This window comes from Pseudomonas sp. DP-17, assembly GCF_022380625.1.
Taxonomy (GTDB): domain Bacteria; phylum Pseudomonadota; class Gammaproteobacteria; order Pseudomonadales; family Pseudomonadaceae; genus Pseudomonas; species Pseudomonas nitroreducens_A.
Window position 1 is genome coordinate 866,127 of record NZ_JAKSXG010000001.1, and the last position, 20,140, is coordinate 886,266.

General features: G+C 63.4%; 19 protein-coding genes and 1 tRNA gene. 8 read left to right on the forward strand and 12 right to left on the reverse strand.

The window, feature by feature from the left end; genetic code table 11:
* Window positions 1-20: 20 nt before the first annotated feature.
* From yajC to queA, 3 genes are read right to left on the reverse strand one after another with little or no spacing between them, the layout of a single operon-like run.
* Window positions 21-362, reverse strand: coding sequence for a preprotein translocase subunit YajC (yajC, locus tag MJ122_RS04120; protein WP_017522301.1), 342 nt, complete (start codon window positions 360-362; stop codon window positions 21-23).
* A 39-nt stretch (window positions 363-401) separates the two neighbouring features.
* Window positions 402-1,520 carry a tRNA guanosine(34) transglycosylase Tgt gene (gene tgt / locus MJ122_RS04125; protein WP_088419819.1) on the reverse strand — a complete coding sequence of 373 codons (1,119 nt, stop codon included), beginning with the start codon at window positions 1,518-1,520 and terminating at the stop codon, window positions 402-404.
* 12 nt (window positions 1,521-1,532) lie between these two features.
* Window positions 1,533-2,576, reverse strand: coding sequence for a tRNA preQ1(34) S-adenosylmethionine ribosyltransferase-isomerase QueA (gene queA, locus MJ122_RS04130; RefSeq protein WP_017522303.1), 1,044 nt, complete (start codon window positions 2,574-2,576; stop codon window positions 1,533-1,535).
* Between the two features lie 106 nt (window positions 2,577-2,682).
* Between queA and MJ122_RS04135 the strand changes: the two genes are divergently transcribed.
* Window positions 2,683-2,768, forward strand: a tRNA-Leu gene (locus tag MJ122_RS04135).
* A gap of 90 nt (window positions 2,769-2,858) precedes the next feature.
* Here the strand turns inward: MJ122_RS04135 and MJ122_RS04140 are convergent.
* The 7 genes from MJ122_RS04140 to MJ122_RS04170 form a co-directional block, all read right to left on the reverse strand.
* The gene (locus MJ122_RS04140) at window positions 2,859-3,359 is read right to left on the reverse strand and encodes a GspH/FimT family pseudopilin (protein ID WP_239742445.1); all 501 of its coding nucleotides are present in this window, start codon (window positions 3,357-3,359) and stop codon (window positions 2,859-2,861) included.
* A gap of 11 nt (window positions 3,360-3,370) precedes the next feature.
* Entirely contained in the window at window positions 3,371-6,424 is a 3,054-nt protein-coding gene (locus tag MJ122_RS04145; RefSeq protein ID WP_239742447.1) for a PilC/PilY family type IV pilus protein, read from the reverse strand.
* 2 nt (window positions 6,425-6,426) lie between these two features.
* Window positions 6,427-6,915 (reverse strand): hypothetical protein, encoded by a 489-nt coding sequence (locus MJ122_RS04150; protein ID WP_088419597.1) that lies wholly within the window; start codon window positions 6,913-6,915, stop codon window positions 6,427-6,429.
* Entirely contained in the window at window positions 6,912-8,027 is a 1,116-nt protein-coding gene (locus MJ122_RS04155) for a PilW family protein (RefSeq protein ID WP_239742449.1), read from the reverse strand. Before MJ122_RS04155 ends, MJ122_RS04150 begins: the two co-directional genes overlap by 4 nt.
* Window positions 8,024-8,575 (reverse strand): type IV pilus modification protein PilV, encoded by a 552-nt coding sequence (gene pilV / locus MJ122_RS04160; RefSeq protein WP_200860191.1) that lies wholly within the window; start codon window positions 8,573-8,575, stop codon window positions 8,024-8,026. Before pilV ends, MJ122_RS04155 begins: the two co-directional genes overlap by 4 nt.
* A gap of 5 nt (window positions 8,576-8,580) precedes the next feature.
* Complete coding sequence (locus MJ122_RS04165) at window positions 8,581-8,970, reverse strand: type IV pilin protein (protein WP_017522329.1); 390 nt, start codon at window positions 8,968-8,970, stop codon at window positions 8,581-8,583.
* Window positions 8,971-9,566: 596 nt separating this feature from the next.
* A complete protein-coding gene (locus MJ122_RS04170; protein WP_239742451.1) occupies window positions 9,567-11,114 on the reverse strand; it encodes a cyclic diguanylate phosphodiesterase in 1,548 nt (515 codons plus the stop codon).
* 161 nt (window positions 11,115-11,275) lie between these two features.
* On the opposite strand from MJ122_RS04170, the gene MJ122_RS04175 reads away from it, so the two are divergent.
* A complete protein-coding gene (locus MJ122_RS04175) occupies window positions 11,276-11,791 on the forward strand; it encodes an RDD family protein (RefSeq protein ID WP_088419591.1) in 516 nt (171 codons plus the stop codon).
* 69 nt (window positions 11,792-11,860) lie between these two features.
* Here the strand turns inward: MJ122_RS04175 and lptG are convergent, their stop codons facing one another.
* On the reverse strand, window positions 11,861-12,928 hold the full coding sequence (gene lptG / locus MJ122_RS04180) for an LPS export ABC transporter permease LptG (RefSeq protein WP_239742453.1): 1,068 nt from the start codon (window positions 12,926-12,928) through the stop codon (window positions 11,861-11,863).
* Window positions 12,921-14,045, reverse strand: coding sequence for an LPS export ABC transporter permease LptF (lptF, locus tag MJ122_RS04185; RefSeq protein WP_017522333.1), 1,125 nt, complete (start codon window positions 14,043-14,045; stop codon window positions 12,921-12,923). The genes lptG and lptF overlap by 8 nt, the downstream gene beginning before the upstream one ends.
* 190 nt (window positions 14,046-14,235) lie before the next feature.
* On the opposite strand from lptF, the gene MJ122_RS04190 reads away from it, so the two are divergent.
* The 6 genes from MJ122_RS04190 (at window position 14,236) to MJ122_RS04215 (ending at window position 20,134) form a co-directional block, all read left to right on the forward strand.
* Entirely contained in the window at window positions 14,236-15,726 is a 1,491-nt protein-coding gene (locus MJ122_RS04190; RefSeq protein ID WP_239742454.1) for a leucyl aminopeptidase, read from the forward strand.
* A gap of 34 nt (window positions 15,727-15,760) precedes the next feature.
* Entirely contained in the window at window positions 15,761-16,189 is a 429-nt protein-coding gene (locus tag MJ122_RS04195) for a DNA polymerase III subunit chi (protein ID WP_239742457.1), read from the forward strand.
* Between the two features lie 19 nt (window positions 16,190-16,208).
* Complete coding sequence (locus MJ122_RS04200; protein WP_088419583.1) at window positions 16,209-16,574, forward strand: DNA polymerase III subunit chi; 366 nt, start codon at window positions 16,209-16,211, stop codon at window positions 16,572-16,574.
* Window positions 16,575-16,772: 198 nt separating this feature from the next.
* The gene (locus MJ122_RS04205; protein WP_239742459.1) at window positions 16,773-19,622 is read left to right on the forward strand and encodes a valine--tRNA ligase; all 2,850 of its coding nucleotides are present in this window, start codon (window positions 16,773-16,775) and stop codon (window positions 19,620-19,622) included.
* A gap of 53 nt (window positions 19,623-19,675) precedes the next feature.
* Window positions 19,676-19,897: a hypothetical protein gene (locus tag MJ122_RS04210; RefSeq protein ID WP_239742461.1), complete on the forward strand. Its 222-nt coding sequence runs from the start codon at window positions 19,676-19,678 to the stop codon at window positions 19,895-19,897.
* Window positions 19,898-19,951: 54 nt separating this feature from the next.
* Window positions 19,952-20,134, forward strand: coding sequence for a hypothetical protein (locus MJ122_RS04215; RefSeq protein ID WP_239742463.1), 183 nt, complete (start codon window positions 19,952-19,954; stop codon window positions 20,132-20,134).
* The last annotated feature ends 6 nt before the right edge of the window (window positions 20,135-20,140 follow it).

The window sequence follows — 20,140 nt, forward strand, 5'->3', positions numbered from 1 at the left end:
TTGGGTTTCTAAGTGGAGAATCAGATCGCCTTCAGGGTGCCTTTCGGCAGGGTCGCGGCGATCGCGGCCTTCTGGAACTTCAGCTCGACGTTGTCGGAAACCTCGACGACGACGAAGTCCTCGGCGACCTTGGTCACCTTGCCGGCGATACCGGCGGAAGTGACGACTTCATCGCCCTTCTGCAGGCCGGACAGCAGGTTCTTGTGCTCTTTCGAGCGCTTGGCCTGGGGACGCCAGATCATCAGGTAGAAGATGACCAGGAAACCGACCAGGAAAATCCACTCGAAGCCAGTGCCGGCCGGGCCAGCAGCAGCGGCGGGAGCTGCGGCGTCAGCGTAGGCAGCGGGAATCAGAAAACTCATTGGAAACTCCTGTCTCAAAAGCTTTTTCGATAAGAAAGGTCAGTCCGCCAGCGGCGGCACGGGAAGGCCGCGCTTGGCGTAGAAGGCGTCGACAAAGTTCGCCAATGTACCCTGTTGGATTGCCTCGCGCAAACCAGCCATAAGCCGCTGATAATGCCGCAAGTTATGGATGGTATTGAGCATGCTGCCGAGCATTTCGCCGCACTTGTCCAGGTGGTAGAGGTAGGCGCGGGAGAAGTGCTTGCAGGTGTAGCAATCGCAGGTCGGGTCCAGTGGCGACTCGTCGTGCTTGTGCACCGCGTTACGGATCTTGATCACCCCGGTGTCAACGAAAAGGTGGCCATTGCGCGCGTTACGGGTGGGCATCACGCAGTCGAACATGTCGACGCCGCGGCGCACACCTTCCACGAGGTCTTCCGGTTTGCCCACACCCATCAGGTAACGAGGTTTGTCAGCCGGCATCTGCTGCGGCAGGAAGTCCAGCACACGGATCATCTCTTCCTTGGGCTCACCTACCGACAGGCCGCCGATGGCCAGGCCGTCGAAGCCGATTTCCTGCAGGCCTTCGAGCGAGCGCATGCGCAGCTCTTCGTGCATGCCGCCCTGGACGATGCCGAACAGCGCCGAGGGGCTGTCGCCGTGGGCGATCTTCGAGCGCTTGGCCCAGCGCAGCGACAGTTCCATGGAGCGTTTGGCGACATCAAACTCGGCCGGGTACGGGGTGCACTCGTCGAAGATCATCACGATGTCCGAACCCAGTGCGCGCTGTACAGCCATGGACTCTTCCGGGCCCATGAAAACCTTGGCGCCGTCCACCGGCGAGGCGAAGTACACGCCCTCCTCCTTGATCTTGCGCAGCGCGCCCAGGCTGAACACCTGGAAGCCGCCCGAGTCGGTGAGGATCGGCCCCTTCCACTGCATGAAGTCGTGCAGGTCGCCATGCTTCTGGATCACTTCGGTGCCCGGACGCAGCCACAGGTGGAAGGTATTGCCGAGGATGATCTGCGCGCCGATGCCCTCGATGTCGTGCGGAAGCATGCCCTTCACGGTGCCGTAGGTGCCCACCGGCATGAACGCCGGGGTTTCCACCACGCCGCGGGGGAAGGTCAGGCGACCGCGACGGGCCCTGCCCTCGGTGGCCAGCAGTTCGAATGTCATGAAACTCATGGATCAGTCCTCGGGGCCGCGCGGCGCGGGGTTGCGGGTGATGAACATCGCGTCGCCGTAGCTGAAGAAGCGATAGCCCTGCTCCACTGCCGCCGCATAGGCAGCCATGGTCTCCGGATAGCCGGCGAAGGCGGAGACCAGCATCAGCAGCGTGGACTCCGGCAGGTGGAAGTTGGTGACCAGGGCGTCGACCACGTGAAACGGCCGCCCGGGGAAAATGAAGATGTCGGTGTCGCCGCTGAACGGCTTGAGCACGCCGTCACGGGCGGCGCTTTCCAGCGAACGCACACTGGTGGTGCCGACGGCGACCACACGCCCACCGCGCGCCCTGCAGGCGGCCACGGCGTCGACCACGTCCTGGCTGACCTCCAGCCACTCATTGTGCATGTGGTGGTCTTCGATGCGCTCCACGCGTACCGGCTGGAAGGTGCCGGCGCCGACGTGCAGGGTGACGAAGGCAGTTTCCACGCCCTTGGCGCGGATCGATTCCAGCAGTGCCTCGTCGAAATGCAGGCCGGCAGTCGGCGCGGCCACGGCACCGGCGCGTTCCGCATAGACGGTCTGGTAGCGCTCGCGGTCGGCGTCTTCGTCCGGACGGTCTATATAAGGCGGCAGCGGCATGTGGCCGACGCGTTCCAGCAGCGGCAGTACGTCCTCGCTGAAGCCCAGTTCGAACAGCGCGTCGTGGCGCTGCAGCATTTCCGCCTCGCCACCGCCGTCGATAAGGATCTTCGAACCCGGCTTGGGGGATTTGCTGGAGCGCACGTGGGCCAGCACGCGGTGGCTGTCCAGCACGCGCTCCACGAGGATTTCCAGCTTGCCGCCGGAGGCCTTCTGGCCGAACAGGCGGGCAGGGATCACCCGGGTGTTGTTGAACACCATCAGGTCACCCGGCTTGAGGAAGCCGAGGATGTCAGCAAATTGCCGATGGCTGAGCTCGCCGCTCGGACCGTCCAGCACCAGCAGACGGCTGGAGCGGCGCTCTGGAAGCGGATGGCGGGCGATCAGCGCCTCGGGCAGGTCGAAATGAAAGTCAGCGACACGCATGGCGAGAGCTATCTGGAAGGGGCGCACATCTTACTGGAATTGCCAATTTCTGACCAATCGAGCCGATTGACCGACGCCGAGCGCCTCCCTATACTGCCGCGCCATTGCCTCGGTGGCGGAATGGTAGACGCGGCGGATTCAAAATCCGTTTCTGGCGACAGAGTGAGAGTTCGAGTCTCTCCCGGGGCACCACCACATAGTTCCGGCAGTTCGAATGAATTGTCGAAACCCACGAAAAACCGGCCCTCGGGCCGGTTTTTTGTTGCCTGCGATCCGGCTGCGTCAGGTGCAGGTTCCGGTGGTGGTCTTGCTGACATAGGCGCGGCCGGTGGCGCTGACGTTCACCACCCGCTCCTGGGCGCCGGCGCTCGGGGCCGAGCGGCAGACGGTGAGGCTGGCCTGGGTATTACCCACGCCGCTTGGCTGGAAGTCGATCCTGGTCACGCTCGAGGTGACCTTGAACCCGGTCGGCGCCGCCGGGTGTTTCTGGATCACGGTGGAGCCGGCAATCACGATCCACCCCTGATCCCAGTCGCCGGAACCGCAACTGCTGCCATTGCTGGACACGCACAGGCTGGTCACCGAATTGCGCTTGATCGCTTCGCTGCGCCCCATCGCCACGCCAGCCACCAGGTCGTTCGCACTGGCGCTGAGCTTGCCGGCAAGCGTGGCATCGCTGAGCGACGGCACGGCGATACCGATCAGGATCGCCGCCACCGCCAGGGTCACCATCAGCTCCAGCAGGGTGAAGCCGGACACTTCACGACGGGGGATGTTTTTCATGCCCTGCCCTCCTACTTCTCGATATCCCAGAACACCCAGGATTTCGGCCGGGTTCCCGAAGAGGGGGGTACCGCTTCGCAGCCTTGCAGCGACGAATCGGTGGCACAGGTGCCGCCGCCGATGATGAAGGGTTTTTGAGTACCGTCATCGAGCTGGACGATCCCCGCTACCGGCGAGGGCGGCAGCCCCCCCCCCGCGATCACTTCAAAGCGGTCGCCGGTGGCCGATGCATTCAGGTAGTTGATGTTGTAGTTGCGTGCCGTGCCCAGGCCGACGCAGCTGGTGCTGGTTGCAACCTGCGGAGCATGGGTACTGAAGGTGATGGTGTCGAACAGCAGCAGGGCGGAAGTCACCACCTGCTCGGTAGACGCCAATCCCAGGTACCAGCCCTTGGGATGCGAAGCGAGGTCGGAATTGCTGGGCGTGGCGGTACCGGTGATTCCCAGCAGAGACGCATTGCAGATGACGTTGGCGCCGCAGGTGGCATTCTCCGAGGTCAGCCAGGTCGAAGCGCTCGGGTTGTCCCGCAGGGCGTAGAAGCGGTTTGCGACGCTGGAGGCGGAGGTATAGCTGAGCAGCGGCTTTTCGCGATCCCCCGATCCCAGCAGGAGCAGATACTGCCCATTGGTGAAGGCCACCTCCGGCCCGTAGAGGAACTTGCGGTTTGCGGTACAGCTGGATGCGGTGTTGCAGCCCAGCGCGGCAATTCTGGTCATGGTCCAGTTGGTCGGCGCCGTAGTGCCGATGGCGCTGGCAGCGTCCACTCCGGATATCCGATAGACGTTGCCGCCCAGATCGGCAGCATAGCCATAGACAGCCTGACCGGCACTATTGGTCACCATGGTCACATCGCCGACAACGCCACGATCAGTGGTGAAGGTTTTCAGCACTGCTCCGGTATCGGCATCAATCATGTAGATCCGGTTGCCCTTGGACGAACTGGTGCAGGTATTGGGATCGCCATCCTCGCAGTTGTCGTAGCCCCCCCCCATGGCCAGGATAGTGGAATTGCCGCCGCCATAACCGGCAGCCTTGAAGGCCGTCGGGGTGGCCCAGGTCTGGCCGATATCACTGAAGCCGGAAGTACAGTCGGTGTCGTTGGTCAGGTTCGGGCAACCGATCTTCCATTTCAGCGACGGGCTGGCCGGTGTGCTCACATTGAAGGCATACAGCGCACGGCCGCCACGGCGCATCGCCGCGTACATCCAGGTGCTGGTACCTTGACGCACGGTGGTGATCGATCCGTCCATGCCATAGGACTTGGGCTGCGGCGTTGGCGTACCGGTGGTATGGCCAGGGAATGCAATGGTGACGCTGTTGTCACGCAGCCGCTTGATGTTGGGATAGAACTCCGGCGGCATGAACGACCAGAGTTCGCTACCGGCCGGAACTGAACCAATGGAGCTGGTGCGGTTGCCATTGATGGCCCGCAGCATCCCGTCGTTACCGCCGTAATAGACCACGACCTGGGGTGAAGCTGCAGTACCGTAATTGATGGCCGCCGGCCGCGAGTGCACCACATCGCCATGCACGGAGGGGCGTACCTCGGTCAGGTTGGAGTTGGTATTTTCGTCCTGGCTGTCGTCACCACGAGCCCAGTTGATCAGGATGTCGCGCTCCGTGGTGTTCGCGGTGCCCAATAGCCCGATGGCGGTTCCGTTAGCGGTATCGAAGTTGGTCAAGGCATTGCAATTGGTGGCGCTGCAGGTCTTGACGGTTCGCGTGCCGCCCTGGCGCAGGCGGTAGGCCTGGGCACCTTTCTCGACGATGTTGCCGTCCGGATAGTTCGAAGCGTCGGCTCCGGAGATGGTCAGGCAGCCGCCCTGCGGTTTGAACTGCCAGTAGTTGTCAGTCGAGTTGGGTGTCCAGAAGCTGCGCGCACATTCGGTGATGAAGCCGGTGCTGCTGTTGATGGCGCTGCGGTCGTCGGCATCCACAGTCTTCAGCGCGCCGTCGACCATACCCAGCTTGTATTGCTTGAGGTTGCCAGCCCAACGGGGGAAGGAATCGGTGTCGGGCCGGAACATCCCGACGAACACCTGGTTCAGGTAGGTGCTCTGGGTATTGACGCTGACCGGCAGGGTGACCGAAGCGAACACACTGTTGGTGGCCTGGATCTCGGAGAAGATGGCGTTCAGCGCATCGGCGATCTCGCTGCCGTTGGAGCTCACGTCGAAGTACTTGCCGCTGCTGACGTTGGCCATGCTCTTGAGCAGCGCAGTCCAGCCGGGCCCCTGCCCGGTAACCACCTTGTTGATATCCACGGTATAGGTGGTAATCGCGAGCGAGCTCTTCTTCATGAAGCGCGACCACTCATCCGCCACGTTATCCTGAGAGCCGCTGGGTGAAATGGGTATGGCCGTCGTGTTACCGCCCGCCGCGCTCAGCGCATCGGTGGCCTGGGTCAAGTCGTTGTTATTGTCCTGTGCCGCACCGTTGCTGATGTAGATAATGAAGTTCTTCGCACAGCCCGCAACGATGGGATTCGCATAAGGACTCCCCGCTTTCGAAGGCAGTGCGTTGCCGCTCAAGGCATAGATGGCATTGGAAGCCGTACCGCCAGCAGTGTTACCGGTGTAGTCGGTTTTCTCTTTCTGGTTGCCGGCATAGGGAGCACTGGCCGAGTAATACAGCCAAGCTTCCTCCATTGCCTTGGCGGCCTTGCCGCCGTTGGATTTGTCGGCCCCAACATCCAGAGCATTGACCAGAGCCTGGTATTTAGGCTTGTTGGTCGCATCAAGCAGACGGATTGCTGCCCGTACATAGGCGCCATCGTTGCCCTTGTTGCCCCCGCCGGACTCGGTGTACATCATCAGGCCGACACGGAACTTGCTGGCCGCCAGGCCATTGATCACCGAGACCAGAGCGGCTTTTTCGTTGGTGAATGGCGTATTCCAGTTGGCGGTATTGTCCAGGATGATAAGCACGTTGGGCGCATCCGCGGAATTGGGCGGCGTGCCGACGAACAGGTCGATATCCTCGGCGAATGCGGCCATGGAGGAAGCGAAGAGCGCGCAGAGTGCGGAGGCGCGTCGGAACAGCCTGAGATTGCGTTGAGCTTTCATCGTCATACTCCGCACACTGCAAGCTTCTGCGTATTGGTCAGTTGTACTCGCACACCCGACCGCACCTTGACCGCCGCCCCGCTCACCGCATCGGTAACCGTGGCATTGAGTTCCCAGACGGTATTCCAGTCCTGGCTGCACATGGGCTGAGTCTGCTGGCCGCAGAGCGAGGCAACCGAACTCTGCTTGGCACTCAGGCAGACCGGGGCAGCCATCGAGACCTGATAGTCGGTAGTGCCGTCATTGTTGATATCGACATTGAGCTGCTCCGCCGCGGGCGCCGTGGTAAACGCCGACCCCAGCACCCGCTCGATGCCGATATTGGCCGAGGCGATCGCCTCGTTGCGGAACTGCATGTTGCCCACCGCCTGGAGATTGGTGCCGCTGAGGGTGTAGGCGCTGCCCACCATCAGCATCAGCATCAGCAACATCACCAGGGTGATGATCAGAGTGGCCCCTTGCTGCTTGCCCTTCGTGCCGTTCATCTTCATGGCGTCTGCCTCCGCCGGGAAACGTTCACCAGCGTGGCGCTGGAGGTGAACAGGTGCCGTTTGTAGCCATCGGTGTAGGGGCCAAGCGTGGCCCCGCCCAAGGCAAAGGTCTTGTCGGAGCTGTATCCGGGGGTCGTCGTGCGCGCGCGGGCAAGGACATAGAGCCGCGCCTGGACGACGTTGATCAGTTCGGCGGCTGTGCAGGAGGTGGAGCCGCAATGCACGAAGTTGCCGTCGGGTATTCCGTCGCCCCGGTTGGTGGGCGAGGTCTTGGTGGTGATGTCGGCCCAGGACACGGCCTGTGCATAGTTCACCGCGGCGCCGGCATCGCTCAGGTTGTCCAGCCCCAACTCGACGCGGAACGCCTCCACCCCCTCGATCAGCGGCAGCGCTGGCTGGAGCACGTTGGGAGCGGTGCCGTCGGGCGAGTCGAACTGTGCGCGCATCAGGGTGGGAATGCCGTCGCCACTCGTCACGGCATAGGTGCGCACGTAATAGACGTTGGTGATGAACTTGCGCCGCTCGGCCAGGGTCGTGCAGTCCCGCTTGTGCAGCAGGAAACCGCTGGTGCCCAGAACGAAGGCATTGGCGATTTCCGAGTCACAGAACGAGGACTGGAAATACACCTTGCCACTGACCTCCGCCGCGCAATTGCCTACCCCCGGCGAGCAGGTTTCGGCATGGCGGATCACCACCACATCGGAATTGGCGGCGAGGTCGGTGATGATCGATGAACAGCCGCTGGGCACCGCCGAATAGGTTTGCACGACGATTCCCACGGCATTGACCTTGTCCTGCGGCGTCCAGGTCGAGAACTCGGAGCACACTGGCGCGAGGTCCGTGGGCACGTCGGCGGGGATGTCGCTTGCCGTGAGATCATCGAACTGCGGCACGTAGCCGTTCCAGAAGCCGGCATGGGCGAAGTCTTCCTGCAGCAGTCCGATCGCGAAGCGACCGTTCTCGATCAGCGAGTTGGTCTTGGCCATGTCGTCGTTGGCCTGCCGCAGGTTCAGGTAAAGCGTCAGGACGCCCGCCATGATCAGCAGGCTGACGGTGGCCGCGACCATCAGCTCGACCAGGGTGAAACCCCGCTGCCGGGTTGCGCGCCTCATAGAGTGGCCACCCGCACGACGGTGGTGACCACACGCCGGCACAGGTCATTGGCGCAGCCAGTACCGTTGTAGCTGCCACTGCCACAGGACACGCTGGTGGGCGGTGCCGAAACCGGGCTCATACCCTGCCAGGCCACCGTGATCATGTACTGGTTGCTGCCCAGCGACTGGATGCAACCACGGCCGCCCAGCATCGCACCGGCCTTGACGTTGCCGCCACCAACCTCGGCAGCGCCCTGGAGGCTGTTGCACCAGTCCGCCAGATCCGACTGCTGGCGCGTGGCTGTGGTGGTCGGACAGGTCATGCCCGAGCCAACCGGTGAAGTGGTCCCGGTCACGTAGTTGGCCGCGTTGTTGGCGTTGGCCAACATCCGGCTGGAGATGTCATTGAGCAGCAGCAACGCCTGGGCGCGCTGGTAGGACTCCATATCCGACAGTTGCATGCGCATCTGCAGCTTGGCCAGGCCGAGCAGGCCCAGCGAGATGATCAGGATGCTGATCAGCAGTTCGATCAGGGTCAAACCCCGTTGCCGCCGGAAGGTCGCCATGTCGGTCACCACTTGCCTGACGGCGACCTGCTGCCGTCGCTGCCTAGAGTCAGGTTGCCGTCGCTGGCCTGGGAGCCACTCGGGGTGAAGGTGATGGTGAAGGTCGGCGGCGTGCCGGAGCCGACGGTGATGTCATAGCTGTAGTTGCTCGACACCTCGCTGGGCAGTGCGTAGCCGCCACTTTCCAACTGCGTCTTGCTGGCATAGGCGCGGTTGGCAAGCAGGTACTGCTGCTGACGATTGGCGATATCCATCATCTGGGCCTGGGCCGCTGAGCGCTTGCCCCGGATGACGTACTGCTGGTAGCTCGGATAGGCGATGGCGGCCAGGATTGCCACTATCGCCGCGACCACCATCAATTCGATCAGGGTAAAACCACGGGAACTAACCGGCATTATCCAGACTCTCTTTGAACGGTCCTTTTTCAAAGACTCTATTAGTTAAATGGCGAATCGCCACCCCGCCGACCCGGTAATTCAATACCAGTCGTCGCTAGCGGGACCGCAATATAAATAAATAGCTAACCAGAAAGTACGGCTATTCCAACACCCGAAAACGCCCGGAGCGTCAGAAAATACGCGGCATTAGAACGAAACTTCACATACGCGACAAGGGCCACTTCTCAAGCAGTCCAGCAACAGAATGATCGCCGAACAACTCTCCCGACGTCATCTCTTCGAACTTCCGTACCAGTTATAAAAATCACATAAAGAATTTGTGAAAAAAACGTCAAACAAAGTTCAGGCGCCTCTATTAAATGCCGAGTGCTACTGCCTCGATCACGATTAAAAAAACGCAGAAAACTCGAAAACCGACGTGAACTTCAATAATCCGGAAACATTCTTCAGCGGTTATTCATGAGCGAGCTATCGAGTCAAGTTCTTCGCAGATAAGAACGATGGAGAGCGGAAATTATTTTTTCCGGGTCGAAAGGCAGGCGAAAAATCGTCATGGCCAATCCGCCCCGGTCGGGACGGCACCGCAGTTCGTTTCAGAGCGGGCCGCGCCGTTCCTGCAGCAGGCCTACGAACCTGGCCAAGGGCATCGGTCGGTCAAAAAGGTACCCCTGCAGCACCCTCACCCCACGAGCGGCCAGGTACTGCCGCTGGTGCTCGGTCTCGATGCCTTCGGCAATGATCATCAGGTCCAGCTTGCCGCACAGCTCGACGATGCTGTCGAGGACATGGGATGACAGCGCGTCCACTCCGATCATCGCCACGAAGCTCTTGTCGATCTTCAGCGCATCCACCTTGAAGCGGTGGAGGTAGGCCAGGCTTGAATTGCCGGTGCCGAAGTCATCGATGGCGAGCTTGACGCCCAACCCGTGGAGCTTGTCGAACAATTCGTCGGTCACTTCGCTGGAAACGATCAGCTCGCGCTCGGTGAGCTCAAGGGTCAGTTCCGGGCGATGAGACAGAAAGCGTGCCTGGAAGGCCCGGCAATCCTCGAACAACCCAGTCTCGGTGCAGTGCCGGGCGCTGATGTTGAAGCTCAGGTGAAAGCCCTTGCCCAGCAGATGCCCGTGCGGCGCCAACCCGTCGGCGACCTGGCGGAACAGCTGTCGGGTCATCGAGACGATAAGGCCGGATCGTTCGGCCATGGGGATGAACAGATCAGGGCCGACCATGCCTTCCCGTGGGTGGACCCAGCGCATCAGCACTTCCGCGCCGACCCAGCGGCCGTCCCGGGCATCGACCAGCGGTTGCAGGTACGGCACGAATTCGCCAGCGATCAAGGCACGCTCCAGCTCCAGGCTCGGCGTCGCCGAGCGTCCCCACAGCCAGTAGCAGGCCATCCCGGATACCCCGCCCAGCATCAGCATCAGCGCAACCAAGGGCAGCGAATCCTCGCGGATATGCTTCCATTGCGCCCCCGTGGGGAAGCCGCCGATCACCTTGTACGGAAAACGCTCGGAGGCCAGCTCGACATGCCCCAGCGGCAGCGGCGCGGGAACACCGTCGAACACGCGGCCCTGCTCGTCCATCCACTGTCGGCCAACCTGCAACTGCAGGTCGCTGCGCTGGTCGACCAGTTGCAGGGTGTTGCTCAGGTAGCGGCCATCCACAGTGGACAGCGCGGCAAATCGCCCCTGCGCGAGACGCAGGATCAACAGCGCGTAATCGGGCGTCACCTCATTGCCCGCCATCATGCGTAGCTGACCCGCAACATACAGGTCAGTGTCCAGCGGTGCCTGGAAGTCACCAAACAGGGACGTGCAATAGATGTTGTCATTGCGGGTCAGGTTGACCGAGCGGACGAAAGGCACCACGGCCACCTGCTCGCGCAACACCAGGGTCGCGTCGTCGCAGCCCTCATCCACATGCAGCAAGGCCACGCGCGCGGCGCCCGCCGCGTTGTTCAGCATGACATCGAACAGCCGCACCGCCTCGTTGGCGGCGGTCCGCGCTTCCGCGGACAGGGTTCGCAGGCTCTGCCAATAAAGAATGGCGCTACCCAACAGAAGCGGCAGCAGCGCCATGGAAACGGAGAAGACCAGACGGGGCAGCAGCCTGCGCCGGGCATAGCTGTGTAGCGGCATCCTTGTTCCTTGCGCGACGGCGCCGCGACCTGCGACGCATTGCCACTCCCCCACGGGCAGCGACATGGTTTGAGCTTAGAACAGCCTCCGCCACAGAGCGCCGGACGGCGGAACCCGTATAATCCCCGCCCTCTTCCACCTGATCGCTACAGAAGACGCTCATGCCCAAGCCGCAGCAGCTCAAGCCCCAGGGAGACTTCCCGCCCGCCACGCTCCTCCGCCGCTTCGCCGCGATGTTCTACGATTTCCTGCTCTGCGTGGCCTTGCTGATGGTAGTGACACTGATCTATCAGCAAGTGTTCCTGCGCCTGATCTACGGCAGCGAAAAGCTCCGGCTGCTGGCCGACCAGGGCGCGCTGACCGGTGACCCGCTGCTCTCCAGCCTGCTGTTCATCAGCGTGTTCGCCTTCTTCGCGAAGTTCTGGACCTACAGCGGCCAGACCCTGGGCATGCAGGTCTGGGGCGTGCGCGTGCAGAACGCCAACGGAACGCGCATCACTCTGATGCAGGCGCTGTTGCGTTTCGTCATCGCCATCGCCTCCTGGGGTTGCGCCGGCCTGGGCTTCCTCTGGATGCTCTGGGACAAGGACAAGCGCACCTGGCACGACCGCTATTCGGAAAGCGTGGTGATCCAGATTCCCAAGGCGGTGCGCAAGGCAACGCAGGGCCGCAGCTGAACCTCAGGCAATAAAAAAGCCGGCGATTGCCGGCTTTTTCATGACTGCAGTATTTATCCCGCGAAGGGATCAGCCTGCCCGCTTCAGCAGCAAGGTGCCGAGCAACGCACAGATCGCCGCCGGCACCAGCACCGCCAGCAGCGGCGGGAAGTTGAATACCTGGCTGGACGGGCCTAGCAGGTCCTGGGCGATGCGGAAGGTGAAGCCCACCAGCACCCCGGTGAACACGCGCTGCCCGAGGGTCACGCTGCGCAGCGGGCCGAAGATGAACGAGATCGCCATCAGCACCAGAGCCGCGGTCACCAACGGCTGCAGAATCTTGGTCCAGAACGCCAGCCAGTAGCGGTTGGAACTCAGGCCCTGTTCCTGCAGGTAATGGATATAGCTCCACAGCCCCGTGATCGACAGTGCCTCCGGTTCCATCACGACGGTATTGAGCAGTTGCGGGCTGAGCTGGATGTTCCAGGTCTCGCTCTGCTGGTTCACGACCTCGCTGCGTTTTTCCGCGGCGTGCAGCACGGTGGTGGTCACATCCTGCAACTGCCACTGGTTGTTCTCGAAGACGGCCTGGCGGGCGAAGCTCGCGGTCTGCAGACGGCGGTTGTCGTCGAAGTTGTAGCGCGTCACCCCAAGCAGGACGCCATCCGGCCGCACCACGTTGATGTGGATGAACTCATGCCCCTGGCGGTGCCACAGGCCCGACTTCGAGCTTTGCGAACCGTTGCCGCTCTGGGCCAGGGCGCGACCGCTCTGGGCAGCGGTTTCGGTGTAGGGAATCACGTATTCGCCGACCAGGATGCCGGCGAACATCAGCACCAGCATCGGCTTCATCACCGCCCAGACGATGCGCTGCAGCGACACGCCGGCGGCGCGCATGATGGTCAGCTCGCTGTTGCTGGCCAGGGTACCCAGCCCCACCAGGCAGCCGATCAGCGCAGCCATGGGAAGCATGTCGTAGCCACGGCTCGGCGCGGTCAACAGGACGAACTTGAGGGCTTCGGTGAGGGTATAGCTGTCATCGATCTGCCCCAACTGGTCGACGAAGGCGAACAGCTCGGCCAGCCCGAGGATCACCCCGAGCACCGCGAGAATGGAAACGAAGACAGTCGTGCCGATGTAACGATCCAGCTTACGCATGCTTCAGCTCCCCGCCCGACTTCGCTCGCTTGGCGGCCAGCTTCAGACGCAGCGGCTCCCAGTACAGCAGCAACAGGCCGATGGCCAGGAATATCCCGTGGATCCACCACAGGCCGAGGGCCATGGGAATCCGGCCCTTGTCGAGCATGCCGCGTCCGGCAATCAGCAGCGCCAGGTAAGCCATGTACAGCAGCACCGCCGGCAGCAGCTTGAGGAAGCGGCCCTGGCGCGGATTGACGCGCGACAGCGGCACCGCCAGCACGGTCACCACGAAGACCAGCAGCGGGATGGACACACGCCACTGCAGCTCGGATTGCATGCGCGGGTCATCGCTGCCCAGCAGCTGGGAGGTGGGGATGGCATCGCGGTCATCGATCTCGCTGCTCACTTCCGGCTTGGGCAGGAGCGCAGCGTAGGTGTCGTACTTGATCTCGCGGTAATCGGCCTGGCCCGGCGTGCCGTCGTAGCGATAGCCGTCCTTGAGGATCAGATAGCGGCTGCCGTCGGCATGGATTTCCTGCACGCCGGTTGTGCCGACCAGCACCGAAGTGCCGCCGTCCTTGCCATTGCGCGGGCGGTTCTTGTCCGAAATGAACACGCCGCCCAGTTCCGTGCGCTCGTTGGCCAGGGTTTCGGTATAGGTCACCCGCGTGCCGTCGCGCATCGACTGGAAGCGCCCCGGCGCCAGGGTGTCGAACTCGGTCATCGCGTCCTGCTTGTTCAGCAGCAGCTGCATCTGGGTGATGCCCTGCGGCGCCAGCCACAGGCTCAGCCAGGCCACCAGCAGGGCAATGAACAGCGCCGGCGCCAGGGTGATGGCCAGCAGGCGCTGCTGGCTCATGCCGGTGGCGGTCAGCACGGTCATCTCGCTGTCCAGGTACAGGCGGCCATAGGCCAGCAGGATGCCGAGGAACAGGCCCAGCGGCAGGATCAGCTGCAAAAAGCCCGGCAGGCGCACGCCCATGATCATGAACAGCGAACCCGGATCGAGCAGGCCTTGGGCCGCCTGCGCCAGGTACTTGATGAAACGGCCGCTCATGATGATGACCAGCAGCACGGCGCTCACCGCGCTCATGGTGATCAGCACTTCACGGGACAGGTAACGGAAGACAATCAAACCGGACACTCCAGGGTTGTCACGCTCAGGCGGCTGCGCTCAAACTAGCCGCCGTGAAGCATTGCCGGGTGCGCGCGGACGCGACCCAGCGCAAATAGCCGGCATTATCCTGCGATTCGCCAGGCCTGTCACTGCGCAGTCCATCTTCATTCGCAGACCCTTCTGCTCTTTGTCCCGGGGACACTCAGCCATGGAATTCCTTGTAAAAAGCGTACGTCCGGAAACTCTCAAGACCGCCACCCTGGTCGTCGCCGTGGGCGAAGGCCGCAAGCTCGGCGCTTCCGCCAAGGCCGTCGACGAAGCCACCGGCGGTGCCATCGCCAAGCTGCTCAAGCGTGGCGATCTGGCAGGCAAGGTGGGCCAGACTCTACTGCTGCAAGATTTACCCAACATTAAGGCCGAGCGTGTCCTGCTGGTCGGCGCCGGCAAGGAGCGCGAACTCTCCGACCGCGCCTACCGCAAACTGGTTTCCGCCGTCCTTAACAATCTGAAGAACCTGGGCGGCGCAGACGCCGTCCTGGCCTTGGGCGATCTGGCGGTGAAAGGCCGCAATGCCCACGGCAAGGCCCGTCTGCAGGTAGAAACCCTGGCCGACGGCACCTACGTCTTCGACCGCTTCAAGAGCCAGAAGGCCGAAGCGCCGAAGCTCAGAAAAATCACCCTGCTCGCCGACAAGGCCGATGCCGCCGCCGTCGAGCAGGGCGCCAGGGAAGCCCAGGCCATCGCCAACGGCATGGCCCTGACCCGCGACCTGGGCAACCTGCCGCCGAACCTGTGCCATCCCACCTTCCTGGGTGAACAGGCCAAGGCGCTGGGCAAGGAGTTCAAAGGCCTCAAGGTCGAAGTGCTCGACGAGAAGAAACTGCGCGAGCTGGGCATGGGTTCCTTCCTCGCCGTCGCCCAGGGCAGTGACCAGCCGCCGCGCCTGATCGTGCTCCAGTACAACGGCGCGAAGACGAAGGACGAGGCCCCGCACGTTCTGGTCGGCAAGGGCATCACCTTCGACACCGGCGGCATCAGCCTCAAGCCCGGCCTGGGCATGGACGAGATGAAGTTCGACATGTGCGGCGCGGCTTCCGTGTTCGGCACCTTCCGCGCCGTGCTGGAACTGCAGCTGCCGATCAACCTGGTGGGCGTGATGGCCTGCGCCGAGAACATGCCCAGCGGCGGCGCGACCCGTCCGGGCGACATCGTCACCACCATGAGCGGCCAGACCGTCGAAATCCTCAATACCGACGCCGAAGGCCGCCTGGTGCTGTGCGACGCTCTGACCTACGTCGAGCGCTTCAAGCCGCAATCGGTGGTGGACATCGCCACCCTCACCGGCGCCTGCATCGTGGCTCTGGGCTCCAACACCTCGGGCCTGATGGGCAACAACGACGCGCTGATCAAGCAACTGCTCAAGGCCGGTGAAGTCGCCGACGACCGCGCCTGGCAACTGCCGCTGTTCGACGAATACCAGGAGCAGCTCGACAGCCCCTTCGCCGACATCGCCAACATCGGCGGGCCGAAGGCCGGCACCATTACCGCCGGCTGCTTCCTGTCGCGCTTCGCGAAGAAGTTCCACTGGGCGCACCTGGACATCGCCGGCACCGCATGGATCAGCGGCGGCAAGGACAAGGGTGCCACTGGCCGTCCGGTTCCGCTGCTGACCCAGTACCTGCTGGACCGCGCCAAGTAATGGCACAGTGCAACCTGCCGATGGGATCGAACGCATGACGCGTGTGGATTTCTACGTCATCCCCAGCGCCGATCCCGACGCACGCCTGACCATCGCCTGCCGCCTGGCCGAAAAGGCCTGGCGGCAAGGCATGCGCATCTTCGTGCTGTGCGAAAGCGAGGCACAGCGCGAGGCAATCGATGCCCGGCTGTGGAACTTCCGGGGCGAAACCTTCATCCCACACAACGCGGTGGAAGAAGACGCCGACTCGCCGATCGTGCTCGCCCTCGGCGAGCCGCCGGAAAGCCACCGGGACCTGCTGATCAACCTGACCCTGGCCATCCCCACCTTTGTCGACCGCTTCAACCGGGTTGCCGAGCTGGTAATCGAGGAACCGGCGATTCGTCAGGCCGCGCGGGAGAATTTCCGTCGCTACCGCGAGCAGGGCTATCCTTTGCAGGACCACCGCCTGCCGCGCCCTTGAGAGCGTCTCAGCCAAGACCATGGACAACCGCAAGCCCCCGCACGACCCCGACCACCTGCTCGAAGACCTGAAGAAGATCCAGGACCTGCTGGACGAGTCGGGCGCCGAGCCGCCCCTGCTCACCGAATCCTTCGAGCCGGACAACATCCCGCTGCTTTCCGACGTCGTCGCACCCGCCCCCCAGGCGCCTGATGCGCCCCAGCCACGCGCGCCGGCGGTTTCGCCTGCGGCCAGCGAGCTGAACCGCCTGGACCTGGAGCTGCGCGCCGCCGCCCAGTTGATCCTGCAGGACGTCATCGACGACTTCGCGCCGCAGATCGAGGCCGAACTGCAGCGCCGGCTGGAGGCGCGGATGCAGCGCCTGCTGGCCCAGCGCAAGCCCTGACCGCGCTCCTTAACTAACGCCCCACCCGCTGAGCGGCCAGGTACCCCTCGCGGACGAAGTCCGCTCCTGCGTAACGGGGACCAGCGAGCCTGCGCACAGGGCTGGGCAGGCGCCCGTCCGCGCTGGTGGCCTGAGCGCCCCGCCTCCCGTTATACTCAGCGGTTTTCCGTCTAGCCTTATCAGGGTCCCGCCGCGCTCATGGACAAGACCTACCAGCCCCACGCCATCGAATCCCACTGGTACCCCCTTTGGGAGAAAGAGAACTACTTCGCCCCGCAAGGCTCCGGCGAGCCGTACACCATCATGATCCCGCCGCCGAACGTCACCGGCAGCCTGCACATGGGCCACGGCTTCAACAACACCATCATGGACGCGCTGATCCGCTACCGCCGCATGCAGGGCCGCAACACCCTGTGGCAGCCGGGCACCGACCACGCCGGCATCGCCACCCAGATGGTGGTGGAGCGCCAGCTGGCCGCACAGGGCATCGCCCGTCATGACCTGGGCCGCGAGAAGTTCCTGGAGAAGGTCTGGGAGTGGAAGGACCAGTCCGGCGGCACCATCACCCGCCAGATTCGTCGCCTGGGCTCGTCCGTGGACTGGTCGCGCGAGCGCTTCACCATGGACGAAGGCCTGTCCAACGCCGTGAAGGAAGCCTTCGTGCGCCTGCACGAGGACGGCCTGATCTACCGCGGCAAGCGCCTGGTCAACTGGGACACCAAGTTCCACACCGCCATTTCCGACCTGGAAGTGGAGAACCACGACGAGAAGGGCCACCTCTGGCACCTGCGCTACCCGCTGGCCGACGGCAACAAGACCGCCGACGGCAAGGACCACCTGATCGTCGCCACCACCCGTCCGGAAACCATGCTGGGTGACAGCGCCGTCGCCGTGCACCCGGAAGACGAACGCTACGCCGCGCTGATCGGCACCTTCATCGACCTGCCGCTGGTGGGCCGGCGCATCCCGATCATCGCCGACGACTACGTCGACCGCGAGTTCGGCACCGGCTGCGTGAAGATCACCCCGGCCCACGACTTCAATGACTACGAAGTCGGCAAGCGCCACGACCTGCCGCTGATCAACATCTTCGACAAGGACGCCGCCGTCCTCGCCACGGCCCAGGTGTTCAAGCTCGACGGCAGCGTCAACTCCGACCTCGACGCCAGCCTGCCCGCCGCCTACGCCGGCCTCGACCGCTTCGTCGCACGCAAGCAGATCGTCGCCGACTTCGAAGCCGCCGGCCTGCTCGAGAAGATCGACGACCACGCGCTGAAAGTACCCAAGGGCGATCGCTCCGGCACCGTCATCGAGCCCTGGCTGACCGACCAGTGGTACGTCTCCACCAAGCCGCTGGCCGAACCGGCCATCGCCGCCGTGGAAGACGGCCGCATCCAGTTCGTGCCCAAGCAGTACGAGAACATGTACTTCAGCTGGATGCGCGACATCCAGGACTGGTGCATCAGCCGTCAGCTGTGGTGGGGCCACCGCATCCCGGCCTGGTACGACGACGCCGGCAACGTCTACGTCGGTCGCAACGAGGCCGAAGTACGCGCCAAGCACAACCTGGGCGACGCCAACCTGCGCCAGGACGAAGACGTCCTCGACACCTGGTTCAGCTCGGGCCTGTGGACCTTCTCCACCCTCGGCTGGCCGGAACAGACCGACTACCTGAAGACCTTCCACCCCACCGACGTGCTGGTGACCGGCTTCGACATCATCTTCTTCTGGGTTGCGCGCATGATCATGCTGACCATGCACCTGATCAAGAATGGCGATGGCAGCGCGCAGATCCCGTTCAAGACCGTCTACGTCCACGGTCTGGTGCGCGACGGCCAGGGCCAGAAGATGTCCAAGTCCAAGGGCAACGTGCTCGACCCGCTGGACATCGTCGATGGCATCACCCTCGACGAACTGCTGGAGAAACGCACCAGCGGCATGATGCAGCCCAAGCTCGCCGAGAAGATCGCCAAGCAGACCAAGGCCGAGTTCCCCGAGGGCATCGCCAGCTACGGCACCGACGCCCTGCGCTTCACCTTCTGCTCGCTGGCCTCCACCGGTCGCGACATCAAGTTCGACATGGGCCGCGTCGAGGGCTACCGCAACTTCTGCAACAAGCTGTGGAACGCCGCCAACTTCGTCATCGAGAACACCGATGGCAAGGACACCGGTGTGAATGGCGAGCCGGTCGAGCTGTCTTCGGTTGACCGCTGGATCATCTCCGCCCTGCAGCGCACCGAGATCGAAGTGGCGCGCCAGCTGGACGCCTTCCGCTTCGACCTGGCCACCCAGGCCCTCTACGAGTTCATCTGGGACGAGTACTGCGCCTGGTACCTGGAACTGGTCAAGCCGGTGCTGTGGGACGAGAACGCGCCGATCGAGCGTCAGCGCGGCACCCGTCGCACCCTGGCGCGCGTTCTGGAAACCGCCCTGCGCCTGGCGCACCCGTTCATGCCGTTCATCACCGAGGAAATCTGGCAGCGCATCAAGACCGCCGCTGGCAAATCCGGTGACACCCTGATGCTGCAACCCTGGCCGATTGCCGACGAGGCGAAGATCGACGCCGCCGCCGAGGGCGACATCGAGTGGGTCAAGGCCCTGATGCTGGGCATCCGCCAGATCCGTGGCGAGATGAACATCTCCATGGCCAAGCGCATCGACCTGGTGCTTAACAACGCCTCGCCCGAGGACCACCGCCGCCTGGCCGACAACGAACCGCTGCTGATGAAGCTGGCCAAGCTCGAGACCATCCGCGTGCTGGACGAAGGCGAAGAGCCGCCGATGTCCGCCACCGCGCTGGTCGGCGACCTGCAGGTGCTGGTGCCGATGGCCGGCCTGATCGACAAGGCCGCCGAAATGGCCCGCCTGGACAAGGAAATCCAGCGCCTGGAAGGTGAAGTCAAACGTGTGGGCGGCAAGCTGTCCAACGAAGGCTTCGTCGCCAAGGCTCCGCCGGAAGTGATCGAGAAGGAACGCGCCAAGCTGGCTGAAGCCGAGCAGGCCGTGACCAACCTGATCCAGCAGCGCGAGAAGATCGCCAGCCTGTAAGCGCCACCACAGGGCCCGCGAAAGCGGGCCTTGTGCATTTTCAGGGAAGAACAATGACCCTCTCGCTGCGCTTCGAATGCACCCTGCGCGCCGATGCCGACCTGACCTGGCACTGGATCACCGACGTACGCTGCCTGCGCGACGAGATGCGACCGCTGCTGTGGATGAGCATCCCCCGGGGCATCACCAACCTCGAAGATCTGCTGGTCATACCCGGCCAGCCACTCTTCACCAGTTGGCTGTGGTTGCTGGGCGTGATCCCACTAGGCACCTAGCGCCTGACCCTGCGCGAAGTGCGCCATGGTGAAGGCTTCATCGAGGAGTCACCAATGACCGGCATGCATCTGTGGCGCCATGAGCGCACACTGGAGCCCTGTGCCCTGGGCACCCGTGTGATCGATCAACTTACCGTCAAGCCCGCCTTTGGCGCCCCTCTGGTGAAACTCTTCCTGCGCCTGTTCTTCGCCAGCCGACACCGCGCCCTGCGCCGACGGGCGGCCCGGCTGCCCTGATCGGCC